At 66.7% G+C, this 25,147-nt stretch carries 26 protein-coding genes; 6 read left to right on the forward strand and 20 right to left on the reverse strand.

Translation table 11 applies throughout. The features are described from left to right. Window positions 1-69 precede the first annotated feature (69 nt). The 12 genes from CRO50_RS11140 to CRO50_RS11195 all read right to left on the reverse strand — a co-directional run bounded on the left by CRO50_RS11140 (window position 70) and on the right by CRO50_RS11195 (window position 12,027). Window positions 70-690, reverse strand: coding sequence for a TetR/AcrR family transcriptional regulator (locus CRO50_RS11140; protein ID WP_097145998.1), 621 nt, complete (start codon window positions 688-690; stop codon window positions 70-72). Next, a complete protein-coding gene (ppk2, locus tag CRO50_RS11145) occupies window positions 683-1,552 on the reverse strand; it encodes a polyphosphate kinase 2 (protein WP_097145999.1) in 870 nt (289 codons plus the stop codon). The genes CRO50_RS11140 and ppk2 overlap by 8 nt, the downstream gene beginning before the upstream one ends. 57 nt (window positions 1,553-1,609) lie before the next feature. Continuing rightward, window positions 1,610-2,623 carry an alpha/beta fold hydrolase gene (locus tag CRO50_RS11150; RefSeq protein WP_097146000.1) on the reverse strand — a complete coding sequence of 338 codons (1,014 nt, stop codon included), beginning with the start codon at window positions 2,621-2,623 and terminating at the stop codon, window positions 1,610-1,612. Between the two features lie 47 nt (window positions 2,624-2,670). After that, window positions 2,671-3,639: an alpha/beta fold hydrolase gene (locus tag CRO50_RS11155; protein WP_097146001.1), complete on the reverse strand. Its 969-nt coding sequence runs from the start codon at window positions 3,637-3,639 to the stop codon at window positions 2,671-2,673. Between the two features lie 157 nt (window positions 3,640-3,796). Continuing rightward, window positions 3,797-4,747, reverse strand: a complete 951-nt coding sequence (locus CRO50_RS11160; protein WP_097146002.1) for a homoserine O-succinyltransferase — start codon at window positions 4,745-4,747, stop codon at window positions 3,797-3,799. A 35-nt stretch (window positions 4,748-4,782) separates the two neighbouring features. Beyond that, on the reverse strand, window positions 4,783-5,655 hold the full coding sequence (locus tag CRO50_RS11165; RefSeq protein WP_097146003.1) for an ATPase: 873 nt from the start codon (window positions 5,653-5,655) through the stop codon (window positions 4,783-4,785). Window positions 5,656-5,828: 173 nt separating this feature from the next. Further along, window positions 5,829-6,938, reverse strand: a complete 1,110-nt coding sequence (locus CRO50_RS11170) for an OmpP1/FadL family transporter (protein WP_097146004.1) — start codon at window positions 6,936-6,938, stop codon at window positions 5,829-5,831. Window positions 6,939-7,180: 242 nt separating this feature from the next. Further along, window positions 7,181-8,272, reverse strand: coding sequence for an OmpP1/FadL family transporter (locus CRO50_RS11175; protein WP_097146005.1), 1,092 nt, complete (start codon window positions 8,270-8,272; stop codon window positions 7,181-7,183). Between the two features lie 260 nt (window positions 8,273-8,532). Next, on the reverse strand, window positions 8,533-9,414 hold the full coding sequence (locus tag CRO50_RS11180; protein ID WP_269778122.1) for a DMT family transporter: 882 nt from the start codon (window positions 9,412-9,414) through the stop codon (window positions 8,533-8,535). Between the two features lie 77 nt (window positions 9,415-9,491). After that, the gene (locus CRO50_RS11185; RefSeq protein WP_097146006.1) at window positions 9,492-10,013 is read right to left on the reverse strand and encodes a DUF1697 domain-containing protein; all 522 of its coding nucleotides are present in this window, start codon (window positions 10,011-10,013) and stop codon (window positions 9,492-9,494) included. Continuing rightward, window positions 10,010-11,272 carry a cation:proton antiporter gene (locus CRO50_RS11190; RefSeq protein ID WP_097146007.1) on the reverse strand — a complete coding sequence of 421 codons (1,263 nt, stop codon included), beginning with the start codon at window positions 11,270-11,272 and terminating at the stop codon, window positions 10,010-10,012. Before CRO50_RS11190 ends, CRO50_RS11185 begins: the two co-directional genes overlap by 4 nt. A 53-nt stretch (window positions 11,273-11,325) precedes the next feature. Beyond that, window positions 11,326-12,027, reverse strand: coding sequence for an endonuclease/exonuclease/phosphatase family protein (locus CRO50_RS11195; RefSeq protein ID WP_097146008.1), 702 nt, complete (start codon window positions 12,025-12,027; stop codon window positions 11,326-11,328). Window positions 12,028-12,063: 36 nt separating this feature from the next. Here CRO50_RS11195 and CRO50_RS11200 point away from each other — a divergent pair, with 36 nt between their 5' ends. Then, on the forward strand, window positions 12,064-12,720 hold the full coding sequence (locus CRO50_RS11200; protein ID WP_097146009.1) for a DUF2238 domain-containing protein: 657 nt from the start codon (window positions 12,064-12,066) through the stop codon (window positions 12,718-12,720). On the opposite strand, the gene CRO50_RS11205 is transcribed toward CRO50_RS11200, so the two are convergent. From CRO50_RS11205 to mazG, 5 genes are all read right to left on the reverse strand, one after another. Continuing rightward, entirely contained in the window at window positions 12,717-14,144 is a 1,428-nt protein-coding gene (locus tag CRO50_RS11205; protein ID WP_097146010.1) for a protein adenylyltransferase SelO, read from the reverse strand. The two genes, CRO50_RS11200 and CRO50_RS11205, sit on opposite strands and share 4 nt — an antisense overlap. 55 nt (window positions 14,145-14,199) lie before the next feature. Next, window positions 14,200-14,646, reverse strand: a complete 447-nt coding sequence (locus CRO50_RS11210; protein WP_097146011.1) for a GNAT family N-acetyltransferase — start codon at window positions 14,644-14,646, stop codon at window positions 14,200-14,202. Further along, window positions 14,643-15,581, reverse strand: coding sequence for a nucleoside hydrolase (locus CRO50_RS11215; protein WP_097146012.1), 939 nt, complete (start codon window positions 15,579-15,581; stop codon window positions 14,643-14,645). The genes CRO50_RS11210 and CRO50_RS11215 overlap by 4 nt, the downstream gene beginning before the upstream one ends. Before the next feature lie 188 nt (window positions 15,582-15,769). Further along, complete coding sequence (locus CRO50_RS11220; protein WP_097146013.1) at window positions 15,770-16,780, reverse strand: Fe(3+) ABC transporter substrate-binding protein; 1,011 nt, start codon at window positions 16,778-16,780, stop codon at window positions 15,770-15,772. 90 nt (window positions 16,781-16,870) lie between these two features. Beyond that, window positions 16,871-17,698: a nucleoside triphosphate pyrophosphohydrolase gene (gene mazG / locus CRO50_RS11225; protein ID WP_097146014.1), complete on the reverse strand. Its 828-nt coding sequence runs from the start codon at window positions 17,696-17,698 to the stop codon at window positions 16,871-16,873. Between the two features lie 63 nt (window positions 17,699-17,761). On the opposite strand from mazG, the gene CRO50_RS11230 reads away from it, so the two are divergent. Both CRO50_RS11230 and speB read left to right on the forward strand, forming a co-directional pair. After that, window positions 17,762-18,931 (forward strand): M20 aminoacylase family protein, encoded by a 1,170-nt coding sequence (locus tag CRO50_RS11230; RefSeq protein WP_097146015.1) that lies wholly within the window; start codon window positions 17,762-17,764, stop codon window positions 18,929-18,931. Window position 18,932: 1 nt separating this feature from the next. Further along, window positions 18,933-19,901 carry an agmatinase gene (speB, locus tag CRO50_RS11235; RefSeq protein WP_097146016.1) on the forward strand — a complete coding sequence of 323 codons (969 nt, stop codon included), beginning with the start codon at window positions 18,933-18,935 and terminating at the stop codon, window positions 19,899-19,901. Between the two features lie 171 nt (window positions 19,902-20,072). Here speB and CRO50_RS11240 read toward each other — a convergent pair whose 3' ends face one another. After that, window positions 20,073-20,360: a hypothetical protein gene (locus tag CRO50_RS11240; RefSeq protein WP_097146017.1), complete on the reverse strand. Its 288-nt coding sequence runs from the start codon at window positions 20,358-20,360 to the stop codon at window positions 20,073-20,075. Window positions 20,361-20,422: 62 nt separating this feature from the next. Between CRO50_RS11240 and prfA the strand changes: the two genes are divergently transcribed. From prfA to CRO50_RS11255, 3 genes are all read left to right on the forward strand, one after another. Then, complete coding sequence (gene prfA, locus CRO50_RS11245; RefSeq protein WP_097146018.1) at window positions 20,423-21,472, forward strand: peptide chain release factor 1; 1,050 nt, start codon at window positions 20,423-20,425, stop codon at window positions 21,470-21,472. Next, window positions 21,469-22,326 (forward strand): peptide chain release factor N(5)-glutamine methyltransferase, encoded by an 858-nt coding sequence (prmC, locus tag CRO50_RS11250; protein WP_097146019.1) that lies wholly within the window; start codon window positions 21,469-21,471, stop codon window positions 22,324-22,326. Before prfA ends, prmC begins: the two co-directional genes overlap by 4 nt. 190 nt (window positions 22,327-22,516) lie before the next feature. Further along, complete coding sequence (locus CRO50_RS11255) at window positions 22,517-23,188, forward strand: DUF4167 domain-containing protein (RefSeq protein WP_097146020.1); 672 nt, start codon at window positions 22,517-22,519, stop codon at window positions 23,186-23,188. Between the two features lie 99 nt (window positions 23,189-23,287). Here the strand turns inward: CRO50_RS11255 and CRO50_RS11260 are convergent, their stop codons facing one another. Both CRO50_RS11260 and CRO50_RS11265 read right to left on the reverse strand, forming a co-directional pair. Beyond that, window positions 23,288-23,668, reverse strand: coding sequence for a hypothetical protein (locus tag CRO50_RS11260; RefSeq protein WP_097146021.1), 381 nt, complete (start codon window positions 23,666-23,668; stop codon window positions 23,288-23,290). Beyond that, window positions 23,665-25,083, reverse strand: coding sequence for a GMC oxidoreductase (locus CRO50_RS11265; protein WP_097146022.1), 1,419 nt, complete (start codon window positions 25,081-25,083; stop codon window positions 23,665-23,667). Before CRO50_RS11265 ends, CRO50_RS11260 begins: the two co-directional genes overlap by 4 nt. Window positions 25,084-25,147 lie beyond the last annotated feature (64 nt).

The raw sequence follows: 25,147 nt of genomic DNA on the forward strand, positions 1-25,147 counted from the left end.
GATCTACACCCCGATGTCTGTCCTCACCGGGTGTCGCAGATTCGCCTTTTCCGCAGGTTAACGCCGCCCTCAGCGATCTTCCTCGATCAGCCCCAGGCCACGCAGGTAGATGCCGATACCGGTTTCCAGCAGGTCCTCGGGCGGGAAGGGGCTTTGCCGGCCGGGAGAGTTGCGCGCGAAGAGCTCGACCACGCCGTGGCTCAGTGCCCAGATATGGGCCGAGAACATCGAGGCCGGCGGGCGCTTGTCGGGGGGGATATGCTGCGACAGGTCGTGCGCCGCCCGTTCCAGCACCTCCCAGGCACGGCGGGATTCGGCGGCCAGCTCGGGGGTGCGGTTGACCGAGATGCCGCTTTCGAACATCGCGATGTAGTGGCCGGGGTACTTGCGGGCGAAGGCAAGGTAGGCGCGTCCCGTGGCCTCGAAGGCCGCCAGCGCCGAGGGCTGGCCCTTCTGGTAGGCATAGTCGATCACGTCGGCGAAGATCTCGTAGCCCTGACGGGCCGCCTCGGCGATCAGGTCCTCGCGGCCCTCGAAGTGGCGATAGACGGCGGCAGGCGTGACACCAGCCTGCTTGGCGGCCTCCGACAGGGTGAAGCCCGTGGGGCCGCGCACCTCGATCAGCTGCAGGGCCGCCTCGACCAGCGCCTGGCGCAGGTTGCCGTGGTGATAGCCGCGCTTCTTAGACATCCCAGATCTCCGGCCCGCCACCGATCTGGTGATCGAGCGGCCCGAGCGCCTTTTCGTCCTTGGCTGTATAGGGCAGGGCATGCAGCACCCGCCGGATCGCCTCGAGCCGGGCGCGGCGCTTGTCGTCGGCGCGGATCACGGTCCAGGGGGCCTCGGCGGTGTGGCTGCGGGTCAGGGTCTCGGCGATGGCATCGGAATAGGCCCCCCAGAGCGGCAGCCCGTCGACGTCGATGCGCGAGAGCTTCCACTGCTTCAGGGGATCCTGCTCTCGGGCGAGGAAGCGGCGCAGCTGCTCGGCCCGGCCCAGGTTGAGCCAGAACTTGAACAGGTGGATACCGTCCTCGACCAGCATCTTCTCGAAGCGCGGCACCTGCGAGAAGAAGGTCTCGCGCTGCTCACGGGTGCAGAAGCCGAAGACCGGCTCGACCACGCCGCGATTGTACCAGGAGCGATCGTAGAAGGTCAGCTCTCCGCGCCCCGGAAGATGGGCGGTGTAGCGCTGGAAATACCATTGCCCCGCCTCGGTGTCCGAGGGGGCGGGCAGGGCCACGACGCGGGCGCCGCGCGGGTTCAGGTTCTCGCGGAAGCGCTTGATGGTGCCGCCCTTGCCGGCCGCGTCGCGGCCCTCGAAGAGGCAGACCACGCGGGCGCCGGTATCCTTGGCCCAGGCCTGCATCTTCACCAGCTCGATCTGCAGCGCCTTGTACTGCGTCTCGTAGGCCTTGCGGGGCATGCGTTCGGAATAGGGGTAGGAGCCGGCCAGGATATCGCCCTTCTCGGCGCGCCGGATGGCATTGCGCAGGGATTCAGGGGCTTCGTTGAGATAGTAGGCGCTGATCGCCCCGGCGAAGGGAAGGTCCATCTGGCATGTCCTTTTCCCCCTATATGGCGGGGGAAAAGGTCTTTCGCAATGTATGGGTTAGGGATGGGCCTCCAGAAGTTGGGCCCTTGGGGGCGCCTGCACGGCCGGCAGCAGCCCGCCGCGTCGCGCGGCCCGGCGGATCGCCTCGACGCAGGCCTCCGGCTCGGCATGGTGGGGCATGTGGCCCAGCCCCGCCAGCCGCTTCAGCCGCGCGCCCGGGATCTCTTCCCTGAGCGGTTCGGCGTGGCGGTCCGGGCGCACCTTCGTGTCCTGCGTGCCGTGGACCAGCTCGACCGGCAGCCGAAGGCGCGGCAGGGCCTCGACCATGGCGCGCTGGTCCCGCAGCAGGCGCAGGCGCTGGCAGGCATCGTTGTGCAGGGTCTCGGGGCGCTGCGCGAGCAGCGCGCCGGAGCGGGCGAGGTAGTCGGCGGGCAGGGGCGCGGGATGGAATTGCTCTGCCAGCTCGCGCTCGAGCCGGGCGAGCGGCAGCCAGGCCGCGATCAGCCGCGCCAGAAGAGGTCCGGCAAGCGGTCGCGCCAGCAGGCGGAAGTGCCTGGGGATCTCGGGCGGCCAGGGCAGCACCGGGGCAGAGATGCTCACCAGCCCCGCCACCCGTTCCGGGCGATGCACCGCCCAGCTTGTGGCCACCGCACCGCCGAAGCTCTGCCCGGTGAGGATGAAGCGCTCCAGTCCCAGCTTGCCCGCGGCCTCGTCCAGAAGCTCGGCCTGGCGACGCAGGGAAATATGCAGATCGCAGGGCAAGGAGTGGCCAAGCCCCGGCCGGTCGAAGAGCGTGACCCGGAAGCCGGCCCTGACCAGGCCGGGTACCAGGGTGATCTCGAGATCGCGGAGATTGATCGAGGCACCATGCAGCAGCACAACGTCGGGTCCGTCCTCGGGGCCGTCTTGCACCACGTGAAGGCGCTGTCCCTGGACCTCTATGAAGCGTCCCCGCGGCGGGAAGGCCGCGGTCCAGCGCGCCACCCGGCGCCGGTTTCTCAGAATACTCGCAACGACAAATCCGGCGAGCAGGACCAGAAGCCCGGCTGCGCCGCTCAGAAAGAATGTCATTTTCCGTCCCCCGGAACGCCGACCGTGATGCCCGAGAAAAAGACGCCTCAGCCGGCCTTGGTCCTGGCCCTCCGGGCGGCGCGGCGGACCGCTCCGTTGATCCCGTCGGGGTCGCCAACATGGGGCATGTGTCCCAGCCCCTTCAGCAGCTTCACCCGTGCCCCCGGGATTTCCCTTCCCAGCGGGATCGCATGCAGATCAGGTGCCACGATCATATCCTCTGCCCCGTTGACGATTTCGACCGGCACCGAGATCTCGCTGTAATGCGGCGCGAGTTCGGTCAGGTCGTCCTCCATGCGGGCCAGTTGACGGTTGTCCGAGACAATGCTTCCCGGCAACACGGACAATGGCGTCCCGATACGGGTAGTGTAGTCCTCGGGCTCGGCGGCGGGGAAGAAGTGTTCCCGGTATTTCCGCGCATAGTAGCTTTCGGGGAACCATACGAACACGAATTGTGCGATCAGCGGGCCGACATAGGGCATGGCGGGCCCCTTGATGCGCCAGGGCATCCTGGGAATCCAGCGATAGGTGGGGGTGGCGGTGAGCGCCAGGGCCTCGATCCGGGCAGGCCGGCTCAGCACCCAGGCCAGGGCGATGCTGCCGCCGAAGCTCTGGCCCAGCAGGGTGGTGCGCTCGATCCCGAGCGCCTCCAGCACGCGATCCAGATGCGCCGCCTGTTGCTTGAGGCTTTCGCCCTCGCGGCTCAGCCGGTCGCTGTAGCCCATGCCGGGGCGGTCGATGATGGTGACGCGGAAGTCGCGGCCGAGGTCCGGCGCATAGGTCTCCATCGCTTCGCGCATCTGTGTGGTCGCGCCATGGAGGATCACCAGGTCCGGGCCCGCGCCAAACTGAAGGTAATGCACCCGGTGGCCGTCGATGGTCAGGAACTGGCCCAGGGGCGGATAGGTCGCCAGCACCCGGCGCCGCTTCAGCATGCCCTTGATCCAGGTGGCAAGGACGAAGGCGAGAACGGCGACGCACAGGCCGCCGGCGAGCCAGGCGAGAGCCTCTGTCATACTAATAATTCCTATTCTTCAATTCGGCCCGGCAGTGAGCGATGCGGGCGCGTCCCGACTGCAGTAGGCCCGCTCGCGGGACCTGGCAAGAAAAACCCCCGCAACCGTATGGTTGCGAGGGCTCGGGCAAGGCTTTTGCTGCTTTTCGTCTATGATCTCAGGCGGAGGCCTGCGGCGTCATCTCATGGCCGATCCGCGCCATGTCGAAGGGCGTGGTCTGGTAGATCTGGTTGATCCAGTTGCCGTAGAGCAGATGCGCATGGCTGCGCCAGCGGTTCTGCGGCTTCCGGGTCGGATCGTCTCCGGGGAAGTAGTTGACCGGCAGCAGGATCGGCTTGCCGGCCTCTACGTCGCGGTCATATTCCTGCTTCAGCGTGTCGCTGTCGTATTCAAAGTGGTTGAAGACATAGAGCGCGCGATGTGCCGGGTCCTCGACCAGGCAGGGGCCGGTGGTCTCGTTGCCGAGCAGGGTCTTCAGACCGCCACCGGCGGCGCGGATGTCGTCCTCGCGCATCTCGGTCCAGCGGCTGACCGGCACCGAAAGCGAATCCGAGAAGCCGCGCAGGAAGGGAGAGGCCGGATCCAAGTTGGCCTGCGGATAGCAGCCGAAGTATTTTTCGGCCAGGATATGCTTCGGCACCCCGTGGAAGTGATGGATCATCGCCATGCCGCCCCAGCAGACGCCGAAGGTGGAATGCACGTGGCTCTGGGTCCAGGCAAAGACCTGCTCCAGCTCCTGCCAATAGGTCACCGCCTCGAAGGGCAGGTGCTCGATCGGGGCGCCGGTGATGATCAGACCGTCGAACTTCTCGCCCGAGGCCGCGACCTCCTCGAAGGGGCGGTAGAAGCTTTCCATGTGGTCGGCGGCGGTGTTCTTGGTCTGGTGCTCGGACATGCGGATCAGCGAAAGCTCGATCTGCAGCGGCGTGGCACCGATCAGGCGGCAGAACTGGTTCTCCGTCTGGATCTTCTTCGGCATCAGGTTCAGCAGCCCGATGCGCAGCGGACGGATGTCCTGACGCGCGGCCTGATCCTCGGACATGACCATGACGCCCTCACGGGTGAGAACGTCGTAGGCGGGCAGGTCTTCGGGGATCTTGATGGGCATGTCAGGTCTGGTCCTGTGACGGCAGTGGAGGCCGCTTAGCTAAGCTCAATTTCGCGCCGTGCAAGCGCCTTTTCGATCAGGTTTTCGAAATCCTCGGCGGATTGCACCGCTGCGACCTCGTCGGCCAGCACGGTCACGCCCCGTTCCGCCATCGCCGCGTAGCGCGGCTGACGATGCGAAAGGGCCCGCGCATAGGTCCAGCGCACGAAGGCGTCGGGGTCCACCTCTTCCGGAGCCTCGCCGGTCTCGTCGCGGTATTCCTCCCAGGCGCGGGTGAGGAAGCCGGGCTCGTAGTACATCGGTTTCGGCGCGCGGTCAAAACGGCGCACCAGCTCTTCGGTATGGGCGTCATCGCCCTTGATCCAGACCAGCAGGGTGCTTTCGCACAGGGTGTTGAGCACCTCGTCCTCGGGGTCCCAGGGATCGACGACCTCGCAGATCGAGCCGCCGCTGTCGCAGACGAAGTTCGGGTAGCCATAGAGCTCGACCGCGCGGCGGGCGAAGCGCGGGGTGTCCATCAGGGAATAGATCTCGGCCAGGCGGTGCTGTTCCTGGCGCACCATGTATTCGTCGAAGGGCAGGCCGCCCTTGGCGCGGTCACCAGGTTTGCCCAGGTAGGCCGAGAGCGGTGTCAGGTTGTTGAAGGTGATGTTCGAGCCGATGTAGATCGAGTCGGTCATCAGCAGGTCGCGCAGGAAGGGCACCTGCATCGCATGGCGCTTGGCATTGTCGGCGATGTGCTCGCCCATGTAGCCGGTGCCGATGCGGTAGTCGATCGAGTAGTGGAACCAGCTTCCGTCATCGCGCAGCAGGTTCGAGACATGGGTCTTGCCCAGTCCCGACATGCCGAAAAGCAGCACTCGTTTCTCTTTTGCCGCGCGCCAGTCCTGCGCCGATTTGTAAAGCATTCCGCCCCCTTGCATCCCCGCGGCCGGGTCACGACCGGTAGGGAGAGCGTTAGGGGACCTGCGCGCGCGGGTCAAACCCGAATGCCCGGCGGGGGGCGAAACGCGAAACCCCCGGCCCATCTGGGCCGGGGGTCTGCCGAAGCCTCGGGCAGGGCGCGCAGGCCGTGCCGGTCTCAGAAGCGGTAGGCGATCTTCAGGCCGAGCGCCGTGGCGCTGTTGTCGTTGAAGTCCGCGTGGGGGGTGTCGGGCGTGCCGGTTTCCGGCGTCGCGTCACCCAGCCAGACGTAGCTCACCCCGCCCGAGACCTCGAGCGCCTCGGTGACCTGGTAGCTCAGCCCCAGCGAGAGCTGGGTCGAGCCGGTGGAGGGGGCCAGCGGCGAGACCAGCGGATCGCCTGCCGCCTCGTAGGCAACCGAGACCTGCCCCGCGAGCTTCGGCGTGAAGCGGCGGCCGACGCCCAGGCGGTAGGTGGTGGTATCGCTCAGGTCGACCAGGTCGGTGTCCGAGAACTGCGGGCGGATCTTGAAGGCCGAGTGCTTCACATGGCGGATGCTGGCCATCAGCAGCGTGTCCGCCGCGATGCCGGTCTGGAATTCCAGCTGCAGCGATTCCGGGGTCTTGGAGCTCATGGTGCCCGCCAGGCCCATCGGGGCCAGCCCGTATTCGACCGTATCGAAATCATGGCTGATCTCGGAGTTGTAGGTCAGCGCGAGGCGCAGGGCGATCTCGGGGATCTCGTAGGCCGCACCCAGCACGTAGCCGGTGCCCGCGCCGTTGTTCAGCTCGACCGAATAGCCGGTGAGGCCACCCGGCGGTGCGCCGCCATAGGCCAGGCCGTCCAGGGTGATCTGACCTTCGGCGGTCTGGCGACGGATGCCGCCGAAGACGCTCACCCGGTCGGTGGCCTGGTACTTGGCCAGCAGGGTCAGCGCGGTGACATCGGCCTTGGCCATGGTGCCATCCAGCCGCTGGTTGGCGCCGCCGTAGTCGTATTCGATATCCGCGCCGAAGGGGGTGTCGTAGATCAGCGCCACGGCCACCTTCTCGGACAGATCGAACTTCAGGCCGAAGCTGGGCAGGCCGTAGCTGTTGCCCACGTTGCCGATGTCGTTGCCGGAATAGTCACGCCCCGTCAGCGAGGGGCTGACAGCGCCGTAACTCAGCTCCATCCGGTTGCCTTCGGCAAACAGAAGCATGGCGGATTGGCTCGTGCGCTCGATGCCGCCCGCATGGGCCGCCGTCGCGCCGAGCAACGTCAAAAGGACGCTTGCTTGAACTTTCATGTTGTCTCCTCCCAACTCAGACTTGCGTCTGCGAGCCTTCAGCCTAAGCCCGGCACTCGGAGCGGGGCAATCGCGCCAGGAAGTTGACGTTGGGGGAAGTCTACGTAACGTAGCGTCGGATTCTGCGGAATGTGGCGCCCATGTCATACCGCATTGCGGAAATACAACGGTTTCAGGTTCCGCAAAGCGGCAATAGGGCGAGGTGCCGCCCGAAACGGGCGACACCGGGGATCACGCGGCGATCAGAAACGATAGGTCATCTTCAGGCCGACGGCGGTCAGGGAATTGTCCTCGAAGCGGCCCACGGTGCTGCCGCCAACGGTGGCATTGGCATCGTTGTAGAGCCGGTAGCTGAGACCACCCGCGATCTCCATCTGCTCGGTCGCCTTGTAGGAGACCCCGAGGGAGAGCTGCTTGTAGCCGTCATAGGGCGAGGTCGAGCTGGCATCCTGGGTCACCTTCGGCTCGAAGGCATAGGTCAGCGAACCCGAGAGCTTGCGGCTGAAGGCGCGGCCGACACCGATGCGGTAGGTGGTGCTGTCGTTCAGATTGACCAGGTTGCTGCCCAGAACGGAGGGGGTCAGCTGGAAGGCCGAATGTTCGACCCAGCGGGCCGAGGCCGTCAGGATGGTGCGGGCGTCCAGGGCGTGCTGGAAGTCGATGTTGATCGACTGCGGCGTCACGCTGGCGGTATCCGCCGATGCGCCCAAGGAGGCGCCGTCGAATGTCTCGGTGGTGGGGTAGTCGTACTTGACCTCGGAGTTGTAGGTCAGGGCCAGCCGCATGGCGCGCTCGGGCACCTCGTAGGCGACACCCAGCACGTAGCCGAGCCCGGTCTGGTCCTCGAAGGTGACCTCGTAGGGTTGGTCGGGCAGGCCGGCATAGGCCGCGCCGTCCAGGATCGTGTAGCCGCCGGACCGCTGGATTCGCAGACCGCCGAAGGCGCTGAAGTTCTTGCTGGCCTGGTACTTGGCCAGGATCGTCGCGGCGCTGGTGTCGGCATAGGCTTCCTGCCCGTCCAGCACGGCGCTCGACGAGCCATAGACGATGTCAGAGCCCCAGGGTTTGTCCAGGATGAGCGCCATGGCCCATTTCTCGTTCAGATCCATCTTCAACGAGAGCGAGGGCGAGGTAAAATCCTGGGCGATGTCGCCCGAGGGGTTCGTGTCCGACATGACGCCGGACAGTTTCGGCATCACCCGCGCCACGCCCAGCTCTACCAGGTTCCCCTTCTGGTACAGGATCATCGCGGATTGCGGCGTGCGTTCGGTCCCTCCGGCATGCGCCATGGACGCGCCGATCAGCGCCAGTAAGGCGCCAGCTTGCAGTTTCATTTCATGTTCCTCCCAAAACAGAATGTCGTGCAGACCATTCTGTGGGCAACATTCTTGCGACCGCAGTGGTGCGGATCAATGACAGATCAAATGAAGATCAGATTTGCGGAATGAAATTTCGCCAAGCGGGAATATCTGTGGCCAATCTGCCATATCGCTTTTGCACAGCGAAAATCTCGTTCCGGCAGGCGGAATTCTTGCGGGGCTGAACTGCTTGGAAGCAAACGAAAATCACGCTGCGCAGCAGCGAATCGAAGGCCTCAGCTGGCGGCCACGCGGGGCCGGGTCTCGGAACGGATGTTGATCACGTTCCCGGCGAAGATGACCACGGCACCGGCCAGAACCCAGAGATCGAAGGGCTCCGAGGCGAAGAGAACGCCGAGCAGGGCCGCAAGGGGCAGGCGGGTGAAGTCGATGGGCACCACCACGGTGGCGGGCGCAAAGCTGAGCGCCGTGGTGACGCAGAAATGCGCGAAGAGGCCACAGCAGCCGACCAGCACCAGCAGCGGCAGGGTCTGCGCGGTGGGCAGGGCGAAGTCCAAGTCGTAGCCGCCGCAGATCAGGCCCATCACGGTCTGGGTCACCGTCATCCAGAAGATGATCGACAGGGTCGACACGTCACGGGTTAGCCGCTTGGTGGTGACCATGGTCACCGCGAAGGCGATGGCGCAGCAGGCGGCGGCGATGACGCCGGGCGACAGCTCTTGCGCGCCGGGGCGGGTGACCATCAGGATGCCGATGAAGCCAAGGCCCGCGGCCAGCACCCGCATCGTCGTCAGCCTTTCGCCCAGCACCAGCGGCGAGAGCACCAGCACCCAGAGCGGAGAGGTGAACTCCAGCGCGAAGACCTGCGCGATCGGGATCGAGGCCACGGCGAAGAACCACAGGTTCTGGCCGGTGAAATGGGCGATGTTGCGCCCAATCTGCAGACCCATCCGCCTGGTCGAGACCTTGCCCCAGCTTCCCCGCAGGGTGATCAGGGTGACCATGATCGCGACGCCGGTCAGCGACCGCCAGGTCATGATCTCGAAGGTGTCGAGGCTCGTTGACAGGGCCCGGCCGGCGAAAGCCATGGTCAGGAAGGAGGCCACCGCGCCGCTCATCCAGAGGACGGCGCGCAGGATGTCTTGACGGGTCGTCACGGGGGGTGCCTGCAGATTTGCTTGACTGGTCAGACGCTCTAATGGACCGGAGCGTCTCCGGGTGCAACCCTCGGCGCTCAGGCCAGCGAAAGCATCTTCTCGACCGTGTTCAGATTGCGCAGGGTGACCGGCAGCCCCATGGCGGGCTCGATCCTGCCCGAGAGCTTCGATCTGCCGATGCCATTGGGCGTATGCAGGTAGAGGCAATGATCCCCGAGGGCCAGTTCCTCACCCTGGGTGCAATAGCCCGCGAGGCGGTCGAGCGCATCCCCGGCAGTGGCGCCCCGGAAGAGGCCCATGTGGGTCATCCTGGGGGCGGTGCCCGCGAAGGGCAGGGCGGCGCGGGCCGCCTTCAGCAAGGGGGCCTCTAGCGCCACGGCACCGGGTCGGAACCCCGCCAGCGCCTCGATCTGCCCGCCCAGCCAGTCCTCGACCGCGGCGGCAGAGGTCTCGTCCAGGTCGAGCGCAAGGTTGCCGCTCTGGATGTAGCTTTGCACATTGCCGGCGCCCGCCCCGGCCAGCGCGTCACGCAGCGGCGCCATCGCCAGCTTGCCGGTGCCGCCCACGTTCACCGCGCGCAGGAAGATCAGCCATCTCATACCAGGTCGGGCTCCCGCCCCACCTTGGCCGCCAGTTTGCCGACGGTCAGCCCCTGCACCAGGATCGAGAAGATCACCACGGCATAGGTCGCGGTCAGGATCAGCGGCTTCCATTCCCCCTCGGGCAGCGACAGCGCCAGGGCGACCGAGATACCGCCCTTCAGCCCGCCCCAGGTCATGATCGGCAGGGTTCCGGGGCCGAAATCGCGGAAGGGCTTGAGGATCAGCAGCGGCAGCGCCACTGCCCCCAGGCGCGCCACCAGCGCCAGGACGATGGCAAGGGCCGCGGCGGCGAAGTAGTTGGGCTCCAGCTGCACGGCGAAGACCTCGAGCCCGATGAGCAGGAAGAGGACCGCGTTCAGGATCTCGTCGATGAGGTGCCAGAAGGTCTCGACATAATCGCGGGTCTTCTCGGACATGCCGTGGCGCGCACCGATGTCGCCGATCAGCAGACCGGCGCAGACCGCCATGATCGGCGCCGAGACATGCAGTGCCACCGACAGCTCGTAGCCGCCGAAGGCCAGCGCCAGCGTGATCAGCACCTCGAGCGAGGGATCGTCGATGCGGCGCATGACGCGGAAGACTAGGTAGCCCAGCACCAGCCCCAGGACCGCGCCGCCAAGCGCCTCCTGGGCAAAGAGCTGTGCCGCGGCGGCCAGCTGGTTGGTCTCTTCCCCGCTGCCGTGGCCGGCGGTGGCGCCGAAGGCGATGCCGACGAGGACCAGGTAGACCACGTAGCCCACGCCATCGTTGAACAGGCTCTCTCCGGCGATGGTGGTTTCCAGACTGCGGCGCAGGTTGGCCTCGCGCAGGACGCCCAGCACCGCCACCGGATCTGTGGGAGAGATCAGCGCCCCGAAGACCAGCGCCACCAGCAGCGGCATGCCGGTGATCCAGGCAAAGCCCAGTCCCGCGATGGCGGTCGAGATGCCGACGCCGAGCGTGGCCATCAACAGCACCACCGGCCATTGCGCCCGCAGGTCCGAGAGTTTCACATGCAGCGCCCCGGCAAAGAGCAGCAGGCCCAGCATCCCTTCAAGCAGCGCGTCCGAGAAGTCGATGCCCAGCACCAGGCTGCGGATCTGGTCGGCCAGGGCGAAATCGGCCAGCGCCAGGTCGATCCCCAGCATCGCCAGCGAGGTGGCCAGCGCCACCAGCAGGATGCCGATGGAGGAGGGCAGCCTGAGGAAGAAGTAGTTCACCGTGCCGAAACCCGCGGCGAGCACGATCAGAAGCGAAGCGATTTGAAGAATGTTCATGTGAAAACCAGTGCTGGATATCTGCCAGACCTAGCACGCGGTCCGGGGGCTGGCTATTCCCCGCGCCGCGAGATCCGGCAGCGGATCGGCAGGTGGTCCGAGGCCACCTGCGCGGGCCGCGTGGTCACCGCCTCGACGGGCGAGGCGCTCAGGTCGCGGCTGATCCCGATGCGGTCGAGCGGCGCCACGGGGCGGGCCGAGGGGAAGCTTGCCGGAGAGACCTGCAGATCGACCCAGCCCAGCTCTGCATCCAGGTCGCGGGCCTTGCCCCAGGCATTGAAATCCCCGGCGATCAGGGTGGGCATGCGCGGCAGCGGCTCGAAGGCGCGGCGCAGGGCGGCGCATTGCAGCCGCCGCCAGCGCGCCACCAGGCCAAGGTGGACGCCGATGACCCTGAGCGGCCCGATCGCCGTTTCCAGCTCCGCCAGGATGGCACCGCGCGGCTCGAGGCCGGGCAGCTCCAGCCGCTCGCAACGGGTGATCGAGATCCCCTGCCGCAAGAGCAGCGCATTGCCGTGCCAGCCCAGCGAGGGCCCCTGTCCGAATGGCGCGATCTGCCAGCCCTCGGCGCGGATCATGTCGTGGGGCAGGGCGGCGGGACGGGGGGCCATACGCTTGTCGGCCTCCTGCAGGATGACCACCTCGGCGCCGGTGGCGTCGATCACGTCAAGGCTGCGTCCGGGGTTGCGGCGCAGATCGAGGCCGACACATTTTTGCAGGTTGTAGCTTGCGATCCCAAGCGAAGGCGCTTTCATGGGGACTGTGTGCCATTGTCCGGGTGAGGCTTCCAGATGTTTCGGGAATTATCCATTGTCACGAAGCTGATATGGCTGTCGTTGCTGTTTTCCATCGCGGAGTCGCTGATCCTCGGACGCTGGTCCCTGGCCTTCATCGCGGCGATGACCCTGACCGTCTCCATGTCCCCCTTCCTCGTTGCCCGCTGGATGCATCTGCGCGTGCCGCCCAGTTTCATGGCCGCCGTGGTGGCCTTCATCTGGGGCACGCTCTTCCTCGGTGAGGTCTTCGACTTCTACAACCGTTACTGGTGGTGGGACGTGGTGATGCATGGCGGCTCGGCCATCGGTTTCGGCATGATCGGCTTCATCCTGGTCTTTGCCATGTTCCAGGGCGACCGCTACGCCGCGCCGCCCATTGCCATCGCCTTCTTCGCCTATGCCTTCGCCGTCTCCATCGGCGCAACATGGGAGGTTTTCGAGTTCGCCATGGACCAGATCTTTGGCCTCAACATGCAGAAATCGGGGCTGGAAGACACCATGTGGGACCTGATCGTCGACCATGTCGGCGCGATCTTCGGCGCCTCGGTGGGCTTTGCCTATCTCAAGGGACAGGAGCGCGGCGGCCTCACGGGTCTCATCCACCAGTTCGTCGACCGCAACCCTCGTCTCTTCCGGCACCTGAAGGAGTGGCAGGACCGGCACGACCTCTAGGTGCCGCAGAAGGTCGCCTCGACCACCTCTTCGGGGCGCGGCGGGGCGGCATAGGCGCTGTTCTCTTCGCTCAGCGTGAAGGGATCTGCGAGCACCTCGTGCAGCTTGCGGAAGGGCGCGAGATTGCCCTCATGGGCTGCGGCCAGGGCTTCCTCCACCCGGTGATTGCGCGGGATGACGGCGGGGTTCACCCGCGCCATGAGAGTTTGCGGATCGGCCTCGGAGGCAATACGGGCCTCCCAGTCCTTCCGCCAGGCCGAGAAACCTGCCTTGTCCGAAAAGAGCTCCTCGGCCTTCGCCGGATCATCGCCTATCGCGCGGAAGCTGTTGGTGAAATCGGCGCCCTCGTTCTGCATCAGGCTCAGCAGGGTCTCCAGCAGGGCACGGTCTTCCTCCTGCGCCTGCGCGATCCCAAGCTTCTGGCCGAAGCGCCTCAGCGTGGCCGCGTCGATGAGCGCGGGCATGGCATGGACGGCTTGTGTATAGGCTTCGACCTGCGCTTCGGCGTCCTCTTCCAGCAGCAGCAGGGCCGAGGCCAGCTGGGCCATGTTCCAGGGCAGGATATGGCGCTGGCTATCGTAGGCATAGCGCCCCTGCCGGTCGATGGAAGAGAAGACGGTCTGCGGATGGTAGGCATCCATGAAGGCGCAGGGGCCGTAGTCGATGGTCTCGCCCGAGATCGTCGTATTGTCGGTATTCATCACGCCGTGGATGAAGCCGAGCGACAGCCACTGCGCCACCAGCTCGGCCTGCCGCGCGATGACGCCCTTCAGGAAGGCCAGCGGGCTGTCGGCCTGCGGGTCATGGCGGGCAATGGCGTGCTCCATCAGCAGGCGCATGCGGGCCGGATCGCGGCGTCCGGCGAAGAACTCGAAATGGCCGACGCGCAGGTGCGAGCTGGCAACCCGCGTCAGCACGGCGCCGGGCAGGGCGGTTTCACGGTAGATCGTGTCGCCGGTGGCCACGGCAGCCAGCGAGCGCGTGGTCGGCACACCAAGCGCCGCCATCGCCTCGGAGACCAGGTATTCGCGCAGCACCGGACCGATCCCCGCCAAGCCGTCGCCGCCGCGCGAGAACGCGGTGCGGCCAGAGCCCTTCAGCTGGATGTCCCGGCGCTGGCCGTTCCGGTCCACCACCTCGCCGATCAGCAGCGCGCGGCCATCGCCAAGTTGCGGAGAGAACCCGCCGAACTGGTGGCCGGCATAGGCCTGGGCCAGGGGGTCGGCGCCCTCGGGCAGGCAGTTGCCCGCGAAGACCTGGGCCAGCTCTTCCGGCGGTGCCTCGCCGGTCATGCCCAGCTCGGCGGCCAGCGGCGCGTTGAAGGCCAGCAGCTCGGGCGCGCTGGCGGGGCGCGGCGGCTGGCGCAGGAAGAAGCCCTCGGGCAGGGCGGCGTAGCTGTTGTCGAAGGGGAAGGCGATGCTCATGGCCCATAGCTAGGGCCGATGAGCGGGTTTTGCCAGAGCCGCCGCGCCGTTGCGCTCAGAAGGCGCGCGACCAGATCAGCCCGTCGGGGGCTGCGCGGTATCCGCCGACGCGGGCCAGCCGCGCCAGGGCGTGATCCGCGCCGGGCGCCACCACCCGCAGGCGCTTCAGTCCGGCGGCGGCCAGGGCGCGGGGCAGGATCGACAGGAGCTCTCCGCCGATGCCGCGGCCACGGATGGCCGGGCGCACCCAGATCTCGTCTAGGTCCGCCGCGAGGCCACCGGCCCCCAGCGACCAGCCGAAGGAGATCGCGGCATAGCCGATAGGCGCCCGCGTCGGGCCGGCGATGTAGATCGCCCCATGCGGCGCGCCATCAAGGATCGGCCCGAGCGCCTCGCGCACGGCCCAATCCTCCGTCGCCAGGCCCAGCTCGGTGTGGCAGGCCCGGACCATCGGCAGCAACCGCTCCTCGTCGCCCATCCGGGCCAGGTGAAGTGCTGTCAAAACCGGCCGAGCCGTTCCGTCAGCAGATCGAAGAAGGCCTCGTCATCGGCGGACCCGATGAAGAGCGCATTCGGCGCGCGATCCGTGACCCGCCACCAGTCGGCGACGGTCATGCCCAGGGTTAGTTCCGAGGAGGTCTCGATCTCGACGTTGATATGCCGGCCCTCGAAGATCTCGGGGCGGATCAGGTAGGCGGTGACGCAGGGATCATGCAGCGGCCCCCCGAGCGAGCCGTATTTCTCGACATCGAAACGCTCGAAGAAATCGGTCATCTCGGCCACCGCATGGCCGACCTTGGTATCCAGCGCGCGGATCGCCTCGATCCGGGGGCGGGTGGCCAGAACCTTGTGGGTCACATCCAGCGGCATGACCACCAGGGGAATGCCGGATTTGAAAACGATATCAGCGGCTTCCGGGTCGACATAGATGTTGAATTCGGCCGCCGGGGTGATGTTGCCCACCTCGAAATAGGCGCCGCCCATCAACACGATCTCCTGCACGCGCGAGACGATGTCGGGGGCCTTCTCGAAGGCGGTGGCGATATTGGTCAGCGGGCCCAGGGGGCAGAGCGTGACGGTGCCCTCGGGCTCGGTGCGCAGGGTCTCGATGATGAAATCGACCGCGTGCTGGTCCTGCAGGGGCATGGTGGGATCGGGCAGCACGGGGCCGTTGAGGCCGGTCTTGCCGTGGACATGCTCGGCGGTGTGCAGCTTGCGCTTCATCGGCGCGTCGCAGCCGGCGAAGACCTTGACGTCGGGCCGGTCGGCCAGTTCGCAGACAATGCGGGAGTTCTTCTGGGTCAGCGGCAGCGGCACATTGCCGGCGACGGCGGTGATGCCCAGCACCTCGATCTCTTCGGGGCTGGCCAGTGCCAGCAGAATCGCCACGGCATCGTCCTGGCCGGGGTCCGTATCGATGATGATCTTGCGCGCCATGTCCGCTCCTTCGGTCTTTTCTGAGTGGCGGAGATTGGTCCGGCGCGGAGGAATTGTCCATCGTCCCCGTACACCATCGGCGGAAAAGCGAAGGGCGCGCTCGCCCGGCAGGCAGAACGCGCCCCTCTCTGTTCGATAGCCCATATACTCCGGGCGGGGGACAGGCCCCCGACCCGGTAGCAAGGGGCTCAGCTGTCGAAATCGACTTCCTCGATCAGCCGCAGCGCGTCGGGGCGCAGGGCGGCCAGGTCCATCAGAGCCACGTCATCGGCCTCGAAGCTGCCCCAGGAGGCCACCAGCTCGGAGGGCTGGCTGTCGGCGGTCACGGGGTACTCGTAGTTCTTCTCGGCATAGATCTCCTGCCCCTCGGGGGAGACGAGGAATTCCATGAACTTCATTGCCGTTTCCTTGTTCGGAGCGGCCTTGGTCATGGCGATGCCCGAGATGTTCACATGGGCGCCGCCGTCCTCGAAGGTCGGGAAGATGATGCGCACGCTGTCGGCCCATTCCTGCTGCTCGGGGTCCTCCAGCATCTTGCCCATGTAGTAGGTGTTGCCCAGCGAGATATCGCATTCGCCGGCCCAGATCGCGCGCACCTGGGCGCGGTCGTTGCCCTGCGGCTTGCGCGCCAGGTTCGCCCTAACGCCTTCCAGCCAGGTCTTGGTGGCCTCTTCGCCGTGGTGGTGCAGGTAGGCGGCGACCAGGGCGACATTGTAGGGGTGGGTGCCGGAGCGGGTGCAGATGCGGCCTTCCCACTTTGGATCGGCCAGATCCTCGTAGCTGGTCAGCTCGCCATCGGCGACGCGCTCCTTGCTGGCGTAGACGACGCGGGCGCGGGTGGTGACACCGAACCAGCGGCCCTCGGGGTCACGAAGATGCGCGGGGATGGCGGCTTCCAGCACCGGATCGCTGACCGCCTGGGTCACGTCGGCATCGACGATGGCCGACAGGCGCGAGATGTCCACGGTCAGCACCAGGTCCGCCGGAGAGCGCATGCCCTCGGCCTTCAGCCGCTCGACCATGCCCTTTTCCAGGTAGGCCACGTTGACCGGGATGCCGGTCTTGGCGGTGAAGGCGTCGACCAGCGGAGCGATCAGCTCGGGCTGGCGGTAGGAATAGAGGTTCACCTCTTCGGCGGCGGCAGCGGGCAGGGCCGAGGCGGCGCAAAGGGCGAGGGCAGGCAGGAAACGCGGGTACATGAAGGCTCCTCCGGTTACGGTCGCGCCGGATATGCCCCGCATTGCCGTCACGGGTCAATGCCTGACAGAAGTTATCAGGGAAACTTCGCGCTACTCCGCCGCCTTCTCGGCGACCTTTGCCGCATCCCAGAGCGCATCCATCTCGGCCAGGTCGCTGTGCTCGGGGCGGCGCCCCTCAGCTGCAAGAGCGTCCTCTACCGCATTGAAACGACGCGTGAACTTGCCATTGGCCGCGCGCAGCGCCTCTTCCGGGTCGACGCCTAGGTGGCGGCCCAGGTTGGCCATCACGAACAGCAGGTCGCCGTATTCCTCGGCCACCTCGGCGGGGGTCAATTCGTCGCGCGCCTCGACCAGTTCGGCGGCTTCCTCGGCGATCTTGTCGACCACCTGGCCCACCTCGGGCCAGTCGAAGCCGACCCGCGCGGCGCGCTTCTGCAGCTTCACCGCCCGCATCAGGGCGGGCAGGCCGAGCGCCACGCCATCCAGCACGCGGGTCTCCTTCTTGGCGGCACGCTCGGCGGCCTTGATCTTTTCCCAGTCGAGGGTCTGCTGTGCGGCGCTCTTGTCGCGGCTCTCACTGCCGAAAATATGCGGATGGCGGTCGATCATCTTCTGCGCCACGACGCCCGCCACGCTGTCGAAGCTGAAATGCCCGGCCTCCTCGGCCATCTGGGCATGGAAGACCACCTGCAGCAGCAGGTCACCCAGCTCTCCCTCCAGCTCGCCCATCTCGCCGCGCTCGATGGCATCGGCGACCTCGTAGGCCTCTTCGATGGTATAGGGCGCGATCGAGGCGAAATCCTGCTCGATGTCCCAGGGGCAGCCGGTCTCGGGGTCGCGCAGGCGGCGCATGACCTCCAGCAGGCGGGGCAGCCCTGCCTCGACGTCATGGATGGGATCACGGCTGTCATCGGCCATTGCAGCGCCTCGCGGTTTGGGATTTCCTGCACCCTGACGAGAGAACCCCAAGGAGTCCAGACCATGCCCGTGGTCAATCGCATCGCCGGTCTTGCCGAGGAAATGGAAGGCTGGCGCAAGCAGCTGCACCAGATCCCCGAGATCGGTTTCGACTGTTTCGAGACCGCCGCCTTCGTGGCGGCCAGGCTGGCCGAGTTCGGCATCACCGAGGTGCACGAGGGCATCGCCAAGACCGGCATCGTGGCCATCATCGAGGGCCGTGAGCCGGGCCCGACCATCGGGCTGCGCGCCGACATGGACGCGCTGCCCATGGCCGAGGAAACCGGTCTGCCCCATGCCTCCACCAGGGAGGGCGCCATGCATGCCTGTGGCCACGACGGCCATACGACGATGCTTCTGGGCGCGGCCAAGTACCTTTCCGAGACGCGCAATTTCGCCGGCCGCGTGGCGCTGATCTTCCAGCCTGCCGAAGAAGATGGCGGCGGTGGTGGCCGCATGGTCGAGGCCGGCATCATGGAGGACTTCGACATTTCCGAGGTCTATGCGCTGCACAATGCGCCGGGCATGCCCGTGGGCACCTTCCGCACCGCGCCGGGTGCGATGATGGCCTCGGTCGACACGATCCACATCCACGTCACGGGCACCGGCGGCCATGCGGCCACGCCGCATGAGACCGTCGACCCCATCGCCGCCACCGTGGGCATCTACAACGCCATCCAGACGGTGATCAGCCGCAACCATGATCCGGTCAAGGACCTGGTGATCTCGATCACCCAGATCCACACCGGCAGCGCCGAGAACGTGGTGCCGGAAAAGGCCTACATGATGGGCACCGTGCGCACCTACGACGCGGCCGTGCAGGACCTGGTGGAACGCCGCCTGAACGAGATCGTCCAGGGCCAGGCCGCCGCCTATGGCGTCAAGGCAGAGCTCATCTACGAACGCTGGTATCCGGCGACCATCAACAACCCCGAGAAGGCCGCCTTCGCCGCCGATGTGGCGCGCGAGGTGGTGGGCGAGAACGCGGTCCTGTTCAACGACGAGCGCCAGATGGGGGCCGAGGACTTCTCGTTCCTGCTCAATGCCCGTCCCGGCGCCTACCTGTTCCTGGGCCAGGGGGATACCGCCCCGGTGCATCACCCGAAGTTCGACTTCAACGACGAGATTTCCCCTGTCGGTGCCAGCTTCTTTGCCCGCGCCGTGGAAACCGCCCTGCCGCTGAAAGGAAACTGAGATGGCCCTTGAAGACGCCAAGACCCAGGTCGACCAGGCTTTCACCCGCACCGAGGCCCGAGGCCTCAGCTACGAGAACGCCTTCGGCGGGGCCACCTCCTTCCTGCGGCGCCAGTACACCAAGGATCTGACCGGCTTCGACCTGGCGGTCACGGGCGTGCCCTTCGACCAGGCGGTGACCAATCGCACCGGCACGCGCCTCGGCCCCCGCGCCATCCGCGAGGCCTCGACCCTGCAGCCCTACGATCCGCCATATGGCTGGGGTTTCGACCCGCTGGGGGAATTCGCCGTGGCCGATTACGGCGACCTGGCCTTCGACTATGCCAAGGTGGCGGATTTCCCCGAGACGCTGACCCAGCACATCCGGGGCATCCTTGCGCAGGGCGCGGGCTCCATCGCGCTCGGCGGCGATCACTACATCTCCTTCCCGATCCTGAAGGCCTATGCCGAGAAGTTCGGGCCGCTCTCGCTGATCCACTTCGACGCCCATAGCGACACCTGGCGCGATGACGACATGAGCCGCATCGACCACGGCACGATGTTCTACAAGGCGATCAAGCTGGGGCTCATCGACCCGGCACGCTCGGTCCAGGTGGGCATCCGCACGGTGAACGAGGATGGCGCCTTCGGGATGAACATTATCGACGCGCCGGAGGTGCACGAGACAGGACCGAAGGCCGTGGCGGCGAAGATCCGCGAGATCGTCGGCGATCACCCGGCCTATCTGACCTTCGACATCGACTGTCTCGATCCGGCCTATGCGCCCGGCACCGGCACGCCGGTCTGGGGCGGGCTGACCTCGGCCCAGGCGGCGGCGATCCTGCGCGGCATCGCCGGCGTCAACCTGCAGGGCGGCGACGTGGTCGAGGTCTCGCCCCCCTTCGACACCACCGGTGCCACGGCGATTGCCGGCGCCCATGTGGCGATGGAGCTGATCGCGCTCTGGTGCTGGACCCGGCGCAAGGGCTGAGAGCCGGATTTCGCCCCTTGCAGGGGCGAAGCCTCCGGCGGCAGTGTGAGCGCCGTCTCGGAAACTCTCCGGGGGAGAGTTTCAGGCGTGAACGGGCGGAGCCCAGGGCCGTCGGATGGATTCAGGGTGCCATTTCCCTCTATCCGATGGCTGAAAATACTGCGGGGGGAGTCAGCCGCTGGCTGACGGGGGGCTGGCCCCCCGCTCCGTCTCCAGATTGCGCGACGAGAGGCAGGAGGGGCCGACCTCCCTCCACATGGGATTGTTGAGCGACATCTGGCATTGCGCAAGGAAGCTGCGGCCACCGACGCTCATGCAGATGGTCTCTCCCAGTTCGATGCGCGCGCCGCGGCTGTCGGTGCAATAGCATTCCACCGGCTTCAGGGGCGGGGCCTCCTGCGACCGCGCCAGATGGGCGGGGACGAAGAGGGCCAGCAAGATCAGGACAGAGCGCAACATGGCCTAGTGTATCACGGGGTTCCGCTTGACCAAAGCGCAGCTTTGAGGGAGAGCTTCGCCCCATGATCTCCGAGGACAGGCTGGCCCGCATCAAGGGCCGATACGAATTCATCGAAGCGAAGATGGCCGAGGGCGGCGGCGATTTCGCCGCGCTGGCCCGCGAATATGCCGAGCTGAAGCCGGTGGTGGAAGCGGTGCGCGATTACGAGGCGCTGCGCTCTGACATGGCGGAGGCCGAGGCGATGCTCTCGGACCCCGAGATGCGCGCCCTGGCCGAAGAGGAGCTGCCCGCCCTCAAGACGCGCCTGCCCGAGATGGAGCAGGCCCTGCGCATCGCGCTTCTGCCGCGGGACATGGCCGATGCCCGCCCGGCGATGATCGAGATCCGCCCCGGCACCGGCGGCGACGAGGCAGCGCTTTTTGCCGGTGACCTGCTGCGCATGTACCAGCGCTACGCCGAGGCGCGCGGCTGGAAGTTCGAGGTGGTCGAAGAGCAGCTGACCGAGCTCGGCGGCATCAAGGAGGTCACGGCCTCGGTGCGCGGCGAGGGGGTCTTTGCCCGGCTCAAGTTTGAAAGCGGCGTGCACAGGGTCCAGCGCGTGCCGACCACCGAGAGCGGCGGGCGTATCCACACCTCTGCCGCGACCGTGGCCGTGCTGCCAGAGGCCGAAGAGGTCGATATCAAGATAGACCCGAACGAGATCCGCATCGACACCATGCGCGCCTCGGGCGCTGGCGGCCAGCACGTCAACACCACCGACTCGGCGGTGCGCATCACCCATATCCCCACCGGGATCGTGGTGACCTCCTCGGAGAAGTCCCAGCACCAGAACCGCGCCATCGCCATGCAGGTGCTGCGCAACAGGCTCTTTGACGCGCAGCGCCAGCAGGTGGCCGATGAACGCGCCGCCGACCGCAAGGCGCAGGTCGGCTCGGGCGACCGGTCCGAGCGTATCCGCACCTACAACTTCCCCCAGGGCCGTATGACCGACCACCGCATCAACCTGACGCTCTACAAGCTGGACCAGGTGATGCAGGGCGACCTGGACGAGGTCATCGACGCGCTGATCTCGGATCACCAGGCCAGGCTTCTGGCCGAGGACGGGCAATGACCGACACCCGGCGCGCCCTGGCCGAGGCCAGCCGCCGCCTGGCCGGGCAGGGCATTCCCGACGCGGGCCGCGACGCCCGCCGCCTGCTGGCCCATGTGCTGGGCATCCCGCAGGAGCGGCTCTCCATCGACATGCCCGCCGAGCTGGGCACCCTGGCCCCGGCCTTCGAGCAGGCCGTGGCGCGCCGTGCCGCGCGTGAGCCGCTGAGCCATATCACTGGCAGCCGCCTCTTCTGGGGGCGCAGCTTCACCGTCACCGCCGATGTGCTGGATCCGCGCCCCGAGACCGAGGCCCTGGTGGCCCTGGCGCTCGACGCGCCCTTCAACCGGGTGCTGGACCTGGGCACCGGCTCGGGCTGCCTGCTGCTGACCCTTCTGGCCGAACGTCCCCTGGGCCAGGGGCTGGGGGTCGATCTCAGCCCGGAGGCGCTGGAGGTGGCAGGGCAGAACCGCGTGGCCCTGGGGCTGGAGACACGGGCCGAGCTTCGGGTTTCGGATTGGTTCACCGGTGTCTCCGGGCGCTTCGACCTGATCGTCTCGAACCCGCCCTATATCACCGAAGAGGAAATGGCCGCGCTCTCTCCCGAGGTGCTGCACGAGCCTGCAATGGCGCTGACGCCGGGCGGCGACGGGCTGGACAGCTACCGGGTGATCGCGGCGGGGGCAGGGGGCTTCCTGGCACCTGCCGGGCGGCTCATGGTCGAGATCGGCTGGAAGCAGGGCCCCCAGGTCGCCGAGCTTTTCCGCGCGGCAGGGCTTGAAGATGTCGCTGTGCATGCCGACATGGATGGTAGAGACAGGGTGGTTACCGCCCGGAGGCCGATTGCAGCGTCGAAAGACGCACAATCTGCGTAAAACTGTCACTTCCCCCTTGTCATCTGCATCCGGGCATGTTTATTCGAGACTATCCGGGCAGTGGACGCGCCGTTAGTCAGCGCCCCCCGGATGCCAAGCCAGAGAGAAACCGCTCGCCCAGATCCGACGCAGGATGCGCCGAGACAGCGAGCCGGTACCTTAGATACAACAAGGCTGGACATCTGACCTTATGAGATCTTCGAAATCACGTTCGCGGAACAAGTCGCGTAACCGTTCCGTCGGGAATATTGTCAATCGGGTCTTCGATTCCTCGGGTCCCGAAGGCAAGGTGCGCGGCACCCCGCAACAGATCATCGACAAGTACAACCAGCTTGCCCGCGATGCGCAGCTCTCGGGTGACCGAGTGGCCACCGAGAACTTCCAGCAGCATGCGGAACATTACCTGCGCATGCTGGGCGAAGCTCAGCGCGAGCAGGACAACCGCCGCGAGCAGCAGGAACAGGAAAATCGCCAGCGCCAGGCCGAGCGCGACCGTGAGCGCGCACAGCGCCAGGATCGTGACGGCAACACCGGCGGCGGCGAGGAAAAGGCCGAGGGCGGCAAGCCCGAGGCGGTCGAGACCGGGGGCGAAGGCGGCAAGCCTGAGAAGTCCAGCCGCTCGCGCAGCCGCAAGCCCCGCGGATCCGGTGACGACACGGTCGAGGCCAAGCCCGCCCGGCGCAAGAAGGGCGGCGACGACGTCATCGAGATGTCCGGCGAGGATGCCGACTCGATGCTGGTCGAAACCCCTGAGAATGCCGCGGACAAGCCTGCCACCCGCAAGCGCGCGCCCCGCAAGGCCCCCGAGGCCGAAGCCAGCGCCGAGGCGCCGGCGGCCGAAGGGCCTGAAGCGGTGGAGTGATCCCCGCGTGGCCCGCGCGCCACGGACAGGAATATCAAGAAGGCGGTCCCGAGGTTTCGGGGCCGCCTTTTTCGTGGCCGAAGCAGGTGACGCGGGCGTTCAGATCCAGTTGGCGCTCAACGGGTTGCGGCAGGGGGCAGAGAGCAGCGGCTCAGGGCCGAGATAGATCGGTGCCTCGCCCGTTTCCAGCGCCCGGATCACCGTGGTGGTGTGGATGAAGGCGAAGATCAGTGTTTCTTCCGGGAAGGTCGCCGACTCCATGTCGCCCAGATCGCGCACGAAATCCTGCGCAGCCTCGGACTCCGCGATGCGGTCACCGAACTCTCGGTGGATCAGGTTGCGGATCGGGTGGGGCTGGTTGACCACCTGGCCGGGCGCCGGCTTGGGGGGAAACATATTCTTCCAGACCGCCAGGCCGAGCGCCGAGGCACCGGCCAAGCTTGCGCTGCCCAGCAGGAAAAGGCGACGTGTGGGACTCATGCGGCAAACCTCCGGCCCGCGCGCAGTGACAGCGCCGAGAGCGTCAGGGTTGGATTGGCGGGAGAGCAGCTGGGAAAGGCCCCGCTGCCCAGCACGAAGAGGTTTTCCAGCCCGTGCAGCCGCAGGTCGGGATCTGTGACGGAGCTGTCGGGGTCGGTGCCCATGCGGTGCGTGCCCTGAATGTGGAACTCGGTATCGGCTTCGTGGAGGGTTTCGATATTCTCGACCGTGAAGGGCAAAATGTCGGGCAACCCTTCGAGGGTCCGTTGCAGCCCGAGCTGCGCGTAGTCCGAATGGCCCACCCATTCGACGAAGGGCTCTCCGTCCTCGTTCAGCCGCACGCGGTTTTCGGCGCGCGGCAGATCCTCGGCGATCAGCTTGATGTGCATCCGCTCGGTCCAGCGCCCGCGCGCGTTGCGCAGCAGGTTGGGGGCGTTGTAGTTCTCGATCAGCACCGCTGCCTGGTCGCGCCGGTGCGGGCCGTCATAGGCCTGGTAACCGTGCAGGGTGATCGAGGAGCCGCCGAACCAGTTGGGCTGATCGATGTCCACCGACAGCGTGTACGAGACCTGCTCATGCAGGTAGCATCCGACCACTGGCCCGCCCAGGCCCGAGCGCATCAGGATGGCGGCATTGAAATAGCCATTGGTCGCCAGGGCAAAATGCCCGGCTCTCAGGCGATGCTCGCCGCCGTCGTGGCGCAGGATCATCGCCTCGGCCCTGCCGTTGCGGGTCTCGATGCGGTGGCATTCAGTGCCGGTCAGCAAGTGCACGCCGGGCCGAGCGAAATGGTGGATACCGTTCATCACGGTGAACTTCGCCTCCACCGGGCAGTCGTGGCAGATCCCGTTGGCGCAGCAGGAGGCGCGGGAGCCGCCGCTGGCCCGCGCTGTCGCAACCGGGGTCCAGTGCAACGGGTCATCGGCGATCATCAGCACATCCGTCCGCGACAGGGCATGGGGCGGGTGAGGATAGTCCGTCTCGCGCGGTATCAGCGCCCGATTGGCCTCGCCCGCGATCTCCATCACCGTCTCGACCTCGTCGTAGAAGGGCGAGAGGTCCTCGTAGGACAGCGGCCAGTCGAGGCCCTGCCCATAGAGCGAGGCGAGGCGGAAGTCGCTGGGGTGAAAGCGCGGGGTCTGCCCCCACCAGCAGTTCGAGTTGCCCCCGAAGAGCGTATGGGCCCCGAAGGTCTTCTGGCGGTCCGAGCGGTTGCGGACGGGGATGCTCTCGAGCGGTCGCTTGCCCTCGAGGATCTGGTCCTGCCAGGGGACGACATCGCCCTTCTCGACGATCAGCACCGAGAGCTCACGTGGCAGACCCATGCAGAAGAACATCGCCGCGAAGCTTGAGCCGGCGATCACCACATCCCACTGCCGCGCAAGCGCGGTTTCTGCATCAATTCTGTCGATCATCCGGCGTCCATTGGGTCCCGCTGAACCTAGTGACGTGGCGCGGGCCGGGCAAGCATTGCGGGAC

Source organism: Pseudooceanicola antarcticus, assembly GCF_900215355.1.
Lineage (GTDB): Bacteria > Pseudomonadota > Alphaproteobacteria > Rhodobacterales > Rhodobacteraceae > Pseudooceanicola > Pseudooceanicola antarcticus.

Bases quoted from the DNA above. Each gene is read 5' to 3' on its own strand.
- CRO50_RS11175 (WP_097146005.1), bottom strand. From the start codon at position 8,272: ATGAAACTGCAAGCTGGCGCCTTACTGGCGCTGATCGGCGCGTCCATG.
- CRO50_RS11190 (WP_097146007.1), bottom strand. From the start codon at position 11,272: ATGAACATTCTTCAAATCGCTTCGCTTCTGATCGTGCTCGCCGCGGGT.
- CRO50_RS11185 (WP_097146006.1), bottom strand. From the start codon at position 10,013: ATGAGATGGCTGATCTTCCTGCGCGCGGTGAACGTGGGCGGCACCGGC.
- CRO50_RS11170 (WP_097146004.1), bottom strand. From the start codon at position 6,938: ATGAAAGTTCAAGCAAGCGTCCTTTTGACGTTGCTCGGCGCGACGGCG.
- CRO50_RS11205 (WP_097146010.1), bottom strand. From the start codon at position 14,144: ATGAGCATCGCCTTCCCCTTCGACAACAGCTACGCCGCCCTGCCCGAG.
- CRO50_RS11240 (WP_097146017.1), bottom strand. From the start codon at position 20,360: ATGTTGCGCTCTGTCCTGATCTTGCTGGCCCTCTTCGTCCCCGCCCAT.
- CRO50_RS11230 (WP_097146015.1), top strand. From the start codon at position 17,762: ATGCCCGTGGTCAATCGCATCGCCGGTCTTGCCGAGGAAATGGAAGGC.
- CRO50_RS11155 (WP_097146001.1), bottom strand. From the start codon at position 3,639: ATGACAGAGGCTCTCGCCTGGCTCGCCGGCGGCCTGTGCGTCGCCGTT.
- CRO50_RS11165 (WP_097146003.1), bottom strand. From the start codon at position 5,655: ATGCTTTACAAATCGGCGCAGGACTGGCGCGCGGCAAAAGAGAAACGA.
- CRO50_RS11255 (WP_097146020.1), top strand. From the start codon at position 22,517: ATGAGATCTTCGAAATCACGTTCGCGGAACAAGTCGCGTAACCGTTCC.
- ppk2 (WP_097145999.1), bottom strand. From the start codon at position 1,552: ATGGACCTTCCCTTCGCCGGGGCGATCAGCGCCTACTATCTCAACGAA.
- CRO50_RS11195 (WP_097146008.1), bottom strand. From the start codon at position 12,027: ATGAAAGCGCCTTCGCTTGGGATCGCAAGCTACAACCTGCAAAAATGT.
- CRO50_RS11260 (WP_097146021.1), bottom strand. From the start codon at position 23,668: ATGAGTCCCACACGTCGCCTTTTCCTGCTGGGCAGCGCAAGCTTGGCC.
- CRO50_RS11215 (WP_097146012.1), bottom strand. From the start codon at position 15,581: ATGGCGCGCAAGATCATCATCGATACGGACCCCGGCCAGGACGATGCC.
- CRO50_RS11220 (WP_097146013.1), bottom strand. From the start codon at position 16,780: ATGTACCCGCGTTTCCTGCCTGCCCTCGCCCTTTGCGCCGCCTCGGCC.
- speB (WP_097146016.1), top strand. From the start codon at position 18,933: ATGGCCCTTGAAGACGCCAAGACCCAGGTCGACCAGGCTTTCACCCGC.
- CRO50_RS11140 (WP_097145998.1), bottom strand. From the start codon at position 690: ATGTCTAAGAAGCGCGGCTATCACCACGGCAACCTGCGCCAGGCGCTG.
- mazG (WP_097146014.1), bottom strand. From the start codon at position 17,698: ATGGCCGATGACAGCCGTGATCCCATCCATGACGTCGAGGCAGGGCTG.
- CRO50_RS11160 (WP_097146002.1), bottom strand. From the start codon at position 4,747: ATGCCCATCAAGATCCCCGAAGACCTGCCCGCCTACGACGTTCTCACC.
- prfA (WP_097146018.1), top strand. From the start codon at position 20,423: ATGATCTCCGAGGACAGGCTGGCCCGCATCAAGGGCCGATACGAATTC.
- prmC (WP_097146019.1), top strand. From the start codon at position 21,469: ATGACCGACACCCGGCGCGCCCTGGCCGAGGCCAGCCGCCGCCTGGCC.
- CRO50_RS11200 (WP_097146009.1), top strand. From the start codon at position 12,064: ATGTTTCGGGAATTATCCATTGTCACGAAGCTGATATGGCTGTCGTTG.
- CRO50_RS11265 (WP_097146022.1), bottom strand. From the start codon at position 25,083: ATGATCGACAGAATTGATGCAGAAACCGCGCTTGCGCGGCAGTGGGAT.
- CRO50_RS11150 (WP_097146000.1), bottom strand. From the start codon at position 2,623: ATGACATTCTTTCTGAGCGGCGCAGCCGGGCTTCTGGTCCTGCTCGCC.